6 protein-coding genes are annotated in these 6,517 nt (G+C 67.2%); 3 read left to right on the top strand and 3 right to left on the bottom strand.

The window, feature by feature from the left end:
* The first annotated feature begins 145 nt into the window (after positions 1–145).
* The 3 genes from IRZ12_RS14380 (at position 146) to IRZ12_RS14370 (ending at position 4,474) form a co-directional block, all read left to right on the top strand.
* Positions 146–1,321 (top strand): aminopeptidase, encoded by a 1,176-nt coding sequence (locus tag IRZ12_RS14380; RefSeq protein WP_296469673.1) that lies wholly within the window; start codon positions 146–148, stop codon positions 1,319–1,321.
* Between the two features lie 41 nt (positions 1,322–1,362).
* Entirely contained in the window at positions 1,363–3,054 is a 1,692-nt protein-coding gene (locus IRZ12_RS14375; RefSeq protein ID WP_296469672.1) for a long-chain-fatty-acid--CoA ligase, read from the top strand.
* A 79-nt stretch (positions 3,055–3,133) separates the two neighbouring features.
* On the top strand, positions 3,134–4,474 hold the full coding sequence (locus IRZ12_RS14370; protein ID WP_296469670.1) for a phospholipase A: 1,341 nt from the start codon (positions 3,134–3,136) through the stop codon (positions 4,472–4,474).
* Between the two features lie 12 nt (positions 4,475–4,486).
* Here IRZ12_RS14370 and IRZ12_RS14365 read toward each other — a convergent pair whose 3' ends face one another.
* The 3 genes from IRZ12_RS14365 to IRZ12_RS14355 all read right to left on the bottom strand — a co-directional run bounded on the left by IRZ12_RS14365 (position 4,487) and on the right by IRZ12_RS14355 (position 6,484).
* Complete coding sequence (locus tag IRZ12_RS14365) at positions 4,487–4,834, bottom strand: cupin domain-containing protein (RefSeq protein WP_296469667.1); 348 nt, start codon at positions 4,832–4,834, stop codon at positions 4,487–4,489.
* Positions 4,831–5,547 carry a cysteine hydrolase family protein gene (locus IRZ12_RS14360; RefSeq protein ID WP_296469665.1) on the bottom strand — a complete coding sequence of 239 codons (717 nt, stop codon included), beginning with the start codon at positions 5,545–5,547 and terminating at the stop codon, positions 4,831–4,833. The genes IRZ12_RS14365 and IRZ12_RS14360 overlap by 4 nt, the downstream gene beginning before the upstream one ends.
* Before the next feature lie 112 nt (positions 5,548–5,659).
* Positions 5,660–6,484: an inositol monophosphatase family protein gene (locus IRZ12_RS14355; protein WP_296469675.1), complete on the bottom strand. Its 825-nt coding sequence runs from the start codon at positions 6,482–6,484 to the stop codon at positions 5,660–5,662.
* Between the last annotated feature and the right edge of the window lie 33 nt (positions 6,485–6,517).

Genomic DNA, 6,517 nt, shown 5'->3' with positions numbered 1-6,517 from the left:
CTGAATGAGTGGCCGCCCTGCCGGGGTGCGCCGCGACAGGGCGGGCCATGGCGGCAATGGGAGCGGCGAAGGAGCGCCGGGGGGTGGGGCTTCGGGTGCCCGAGCGCGACGGTTACCATACTCATTATCACCAATGAGCTTGTATATGGCGAGTGTAACGAGACGGGCGCGCCCGCCCCGGTGGAGGGGGCTTTGCGCGCTGGTTCTGGCGGTGGCGCTGGCCGGTTGCGCCAACCTGGAGTACTACATGCAGTCCATCGCCGGTCACTCGGCGCTGCTGCAGGCCGCGCGCCCGCTGGAGCAGGTCCTGGCCGATCCGTCCACGCCCGAGGACCTGCGCACCCGTTTGCGTTATGCGCAGTCTGCCCGGCGTTATGCGAGCGAGGTGCTCGGGCTGCCGGACAACGACAGTTATACCCGCTATGCCGACGTCAAGCGTCCTTACGTCGTCTGGAACGTATTCGCGGCGCCCGAGCTGTCGCTGCGCCTCAAGCCCTCGTGTTTCCTCATCGTCGGCTGTCTCGACTACCGGGGCTACTACAGCGAGGCAGAGGCGAAAAAGGCTGCCGATGCCCTCCGCGCGCAGGGGTGGGACGTCTACGTGGGCGGCGTTCCGGCCTATTCGACGCTGGGCTGGTATGCCGATCCCCTGGTCAATACCTTCATCCGCCTGCCGCCGGGCGAAGTGGCGCGCCTGGTTTTCCATGAGTTGACGCACCAGGCCGTCTATGCGAAGAACGATACGAGCTTCAACGAATCCCTGGCGACGGTGGTGGAGCGGATAGGCGTCGAGCGTTGGCTGGACCTGCCGGAGAACCGGAGCCTGCGGCCGGCCTACGAGGCTTTCGACCGGCGCCGGCGCGATTTCATCGAGCTGCTGATGGAAACGCGCCGGCAGTTGGCGCAGGCCTATGGCGAGGCGGGCGGGCGCCACGGCCCGCCGCCCGTGTCTCCCGGGCCCGCCGGCCTGGAACCGGAGGAAGCCGCCAGGCTGCGCGCGCGCAAGGCCGAGATCATCGCGGGCCTGCGCGAACGCTACGAGCGCATCAAGCGCGAGAAATGGGACGGCTTTTCCGGCTATGACGCATGGATGGGGCAGCCGCTCAACAACGCGCATTTCGCCGCGATCGGCACGTACCAGCAGTGGGTGCCGGCCTTGCGTGCCATGGCGGATCGCTGTGGGCCCTGCCATGACGGCAGCCTGGCGCCTTTCCTTGCCCAGGCGCGCACGCTGGCGCGGATGCCATATGCGGAGCGGCGGCGCGTGCTGGAACGGGAGACCGAACGGCTCCAGGCGGCTCCGCTATCATCCGCCCGGTAGCCGTGCGACGATGCGGCATGGACCCATGCAGGAGACAATCAATGGACAAACCGTGGTTGGCGCATTACCCGCCAGGCGTTCCCGCCGAGATCGATCCGGATAGATATCGATCCCTGGTCCAGTTGCTGGAGGAGGCGTTCGAAAAGTTCGCGGCGCGCCCGGCCTTCGTCTGCATGGGTAAGACCCTTGCCTTCCGCGACGTCGACCGCCTGTCGCGCCAGTTGGCGGCATGGCTGCAGTCGCTGGGCCTGGAGCGCGGCGCGCGCGTGGCCCTGATGATGCCGAACATCCTGCAGTATCCGGTCGCCATCGCGGCCGTGCTGCGCGCCGGTTACACGGTCGTCAACGTCAATCCGCTCTATAGCGCGCCGGAACTCGAACACCAATTGAAGGACAGTGGCGCCCAGGCCATCATCATCCTGGAGAACTTTGCCCACACTTTGCAGAAGGTCATGTCGGCCACCGCCGTGCGGCACGTGGTCGTTGCCGCCATGGGCGACTTGCTGGGGGCCATCAAGGGCAGGATGGTCGATTTCGCCGTGCGCCGGGTCAAGAAGCTGGTGCCGCCTTTTCACCTGCCGGGTGCCGTCACCTTCAGGCAGGCCTTGGCCTGGGGCGCCCGCCTGCCGCTCGAGCCCGTGGAGGTCGGCCCCGACGACATCGCTTTCCTGCAATACACGGGCGGCACCACCGGCGTGGCCAAGGGAGCGATCCTGCTGCACCGGAACGTGGCCGCCAACGTCTTGCAGTCCGACGCCTGGCTGTTGACCGGCGACAGGCCTGCGGCCGCGGACGGATTGCGGGCGCAGGAGATTTTTGTCTGCGCGCTGCCGCTCTATCACATCTTCGGACTGACGGTATGCGCGCTGTTGGGCATGCACGCAGGCGGGTTGAACGTGATGATCACCAACCCTCGCAACATTCCGGAGATGGTGAAGACGCTGTCGGGTTATCGCTTCACGCTGTTTCCCGGCGTCAACACGCTATTCAACGCCCTGCTGCACAACGCGGAATTCGCCTCGCTTGATTTCTCGGGGCTACGCGTGAGCGTGGGCGGCGGCATGGCCGTGCAGAAGGCCGTGGCCGACCGCTGGGTGGCCGTGACCGGGTCTCCGTTGTGCGAGGGTTATGGCTTGTCCGAAACCTCGCCGGTGGCTTGCTGCACGCCCATCAACATCAAGGCGTACTCGGGCACCATCGGCATCCCGCTGCCGTCGACGGAAGCCGCGATCCTCGATGACGACGGCAAGCCCGTGCCGCATGGGGAGCAGGGGGAGATCGCCCTGCGCGGGCCGCAGGTCATGGCGGGCTACTGGAACATGCCCGAAGAGACCGCGCGCGTACTCACGCCGGACGGTTTCTTCAAGACGGGCGACATCGGCATCATGGACGAACGCGGCTACATCCGCATCGTGGACCGCAAGAAGGACATGATCCTGGTGTCCGGGTTCAACGTCTATCCCAACGATGTCGAAGCCGTGGTCTCGCAGCATCCCGGCGTGCTCGAATGTGCAGCCATAGGCGTGCCCGACGAGCATTCGGGAGAGGTGGTGAAGGTCGTCGTGGTCAAGCGCGACCCGGCACTGACCGAACAAGACATCAAGGACTTCTGCCGCGACCGGTTGACGGGGTACAAGCGTCCGCGCCACGTCGAGTTCCGCGAGGAATTGCCCAAGAGCAACGTTGGCAAGATTTTGCGCCGTGAATTGCGCGCGGGCGGGCAGGGCGCATAGGCCAGGCGTGTCCGCGAAGGCTGGCGCTGCCCCTACAATTGCGTCATCTGCCCCAGCGGGGCGTCGTTCGGGAGAGTTGATGCTGAGTAAGACAGCAGGCCGCCTCCGCGGTAGCGGGCGCGGCCACTTGCATCGCGCGCTGGTGCCCCTCGGCGCTTGTGTCGCAGCGGCGCTGGTGCCCCTGCAGGGCGCAGAGGCGGGCGTGACGTTCCGGCTGGACCGGTTGCAGGCCGGGCCGGGCGAAACCGTGCGCGTCGAAGCCATGTTCTTCAACGAAGGCAATGCCACGGCAACCTGGGACGCCCCCCAGGAGCTCATCCTGCAGTGGCGGGACGCCCAGGGCAACGTCGTTCGCACGCCCGCGCGCCTGGACGGCGGACGCGCCGTGCTCCAGGTCCCGGTGGGGCAATTCTCGCGGGCCAGCTGGTCGGTGACCGTTCCCGCACAGGCCCGCGGATTGCAGGCCATTGCAATCGAAGGCGAGCCTGTGCTGCTGGCCCTCGACGCCACATCGGCCGAGAGGGGCGAGATCGTCGCAGCGCCGGCGGTCGGTCCCATCGTCGATCCGGCCGCGCCCGGTGGGGCCCGGGTTCCGGATGCGGGCGTGCTGGCAGGCACGGGCGACCTAGTGGACGACGGTGCGGCGCGCAGCACGGCGCAGCAAGGGCCGCCGCCCGCCGCGAGCGACGATCGCTCTGTGCTCGATCGCTTCCGCAGCGCGCTTTCGCCCTACGAGCCTGTTTACTTCAGCCTCGGCGCCCGGCCACACCTGAACGCGCGTTTCCAGATCAGCCTGAAGTTCCGGTTGTTCCAACCCGACGACGAGCGGGAGAGCGGTTTCTTGAACAACCTCTACCTCGGCTACACGCAAACCTCGCTTTGGGACATTGGCGAGAACTCCGCACCCTTCCGCGACAGCAGCTATCGCCCGTCGGTGTTTTGGCTGTCCGAGCGCGTCTGGGAGTCGCCGGACCGCCGCAAGTCTCTCGGATTCGACGGAGGATTCGAGCATGAGTCCAACGGCCGCGGCGACGACGACTCGCGGGCCATCAACTCCTTGTACGCGCGCCCGACGCTGCGCTACCGCTTCGAGGATGGCAGCACCCTGAGTTTCGGCCCCAAGATCAAGTACTACGTCACGCGCAAGGGCAACCCCGACATTGCGGACTACCGCGGCCACGTCGATTACCAGCTCCGCTGGGCCAGGGACGATGGCCTCATGGTGTCGGCCCTGGCGCGCAAAGGGCACGAGAAGGGCTCGCTGCAAGTCGACATGGCCTATCCGCTGCGCAAGCTCGGCCTGGGCAAACTGAACGGCTTCCTGCACGTCCAGTACTTCAACGGCTATGGCGAAACGCTGCTGGACTACAACGTGCGGGCCAAGTCGCAGGTGCGCATTGGCCTGATGGTCGTACGCTGAGCCCGGCGGGCGTCAGGCTTCGAGCATCTCCACGGGCCGGTTCCAGACCAACAGTGCCAGGCACCCCTTGGAGCTCTGGACGCTGTGTTGCGTGCCGGGCGGGTTGACCACCAGCGTCCCGGCCGGATAGACGCCGCGCTCGTCCTGCTGTTCACCTTCCAGCACCAGGATGTGCTCGAGTCCGGGGTGGCGGTGCAGTGGCACGGACGCTCCCGGCTCGTAGCGCAGGTAGGCGGCCGCCGGGCCGCCGTTCGGTTCGCGGTAAAGCCAGGCCACCGCGACGCCCGGTCGCAGCACGCCCCATTCCAGCTGCCCAGGTACGCGGCTGAGCGCGCTTGCGAAGACCAGCGGTTCGTTCATTGCGCCGCCTCCGCTGCCTCGGGTAGCTTGGCGCCCAGGGCCGCCAGCAACGTGCGGGAGTCGGCCACGGCGCCGAACACGCCACCCTGCATCTTGATCATGTTGATGGCGGCCTCGTGATTGCCGCGGTCCGTCGCGCCGCAGCAGTCTTCGAGCAGCAGGCATTCGTAGCCGCGGTCATTGGCCTCGCGCATGGTGGTGTGGACGCATACGTCGGTGGTGATGCCCGTCAGTACCAGGTTGCGGATGCCGCGCGTGCGTAGGATCAGGTCGAGGTCCGTGGCGCAGAAGGAGCCTTTGCCCGGCTTGTCGATGATGGGCTCACCCGGCAGCGGAGCCAGTTCGGGAATGATTTCCCAGCCCGGTTCGCCGCGCACCAGGATCCGCCCGCAGGGGCCGGGGTCGCCGATGCCGGCGCCGATGCGGCGCGAGCGCCAGCGCTTGTTGGCCGGCAGGTCGGAGAGGTCGGGCCGGTGCCCCTCCCGGGTGTGGAGAATGTGGAAGCCTGCGCTGCGCATGGCCGCAAGCACGTTGCGTAGGGGCTCTATCGGCGCGCGCGTGAGCGACAAGTCGTAGCCCATCTGGTCCACGTAGCCGCCATGTCCGCAGAAGTCCGTCTGCATGTCGATGACGATCAAAGCCGTGTTCGAGGGCTGCAGGTCGCCGTCGAAGGGCCAGGGGTAAGGGTCGGCCGGCAGGAAAAGCTCGCTCATGGTGTCCTCGTTGATAGCGACCCCGAGCAGGTTAAACAGCGCCGGGCCGCATCAACAAGCAACGAATAATGAGCGCACCGTTGCCGTTGCGGCAGCGGTGGGGCCGGGAAGGTCAGTGCTTCAGGTTGGGCGCGATCAGGGCATGCAGCGCCTTGGCGATCTCGGGCGAGCCGGAGACGATGTCGCCATGCTCTGGCCAGGGAGAACGTTCGTATGGGTCGAAAGCCAGGCCGCCCGCCTCGCGCACCAGCAGCGTTCCGGCGGCAATGTCCCAGGGCTTGAGCCGCAGTTCCCAGTAGCCGTCGAACCGGCCGCAGGCCACCCACGCGAGGTCCAGCGCTGCCGCGCCGTTGCGCCGCACGCCGCGGGTGCCGTGCATGGCGTCGCGCAGCATGGGCAGGTAGTTGTCGGTGAAGGACATGTCGCTGTACGGGAAGCCGGTGGCCAGTAGCGCATCGGCCAGGCTGCCGGTGCGCGAGCACTGGATGCGATGGCTGTTGAGCCATGCGCCGACGCCGCGTACGCAGGTGAACATTTCCTCCCGGCACGGGTCGTAGATGACCCCGACCACCGGGCCGGGCTCGCACTTGGCGTCGTCGAACGCGACGCCGCAGTCTTGGTTGGCCACCAGCGCGATGGAGACCGCGTAGTGGGGAATGGCGTGGACGAAGTTGGTGGTGCCGTCGAGCGGGTCGATGTACCAGCTCGCCGGGCCGGAGGGCGTTCCTCCGGTTTCCTCGGCGACGATGCCGAATTGCGGGGTGCGTGCGCGCAGGACCTCGATGATGGCGATCTCGGCTTCGCGGTCGGCCTGCGACACCAGGTCATTGCGCGCTTTCAGGTCGATGACCAGCTCCGAGCGCTTGTGCGCGTAGGCCTGCAGGATCGCAGCGCCGGCGTGGGCGGCCGTGACCGCGGCTTCGAGCGCCTTAAACAGGTCTAGGGGCGCGGCTTGGTCCGGGGTGGGGGC

Source organism: Pigmentiphaga sp., assembly GCF_019689535.1.
Taxonomy (GTDB): domain Bacteria; phylum Pseudomonadota; class Gammaproteobacteria; order Burkholderiales; family Burkholderiaceae_B; genus Pigmentiphaga.
The sequence above is the reverse complement of the archived record's forward strand: the minus strand, read 5'-3'. Positions and strand labels throughout refer to the sequence as shown.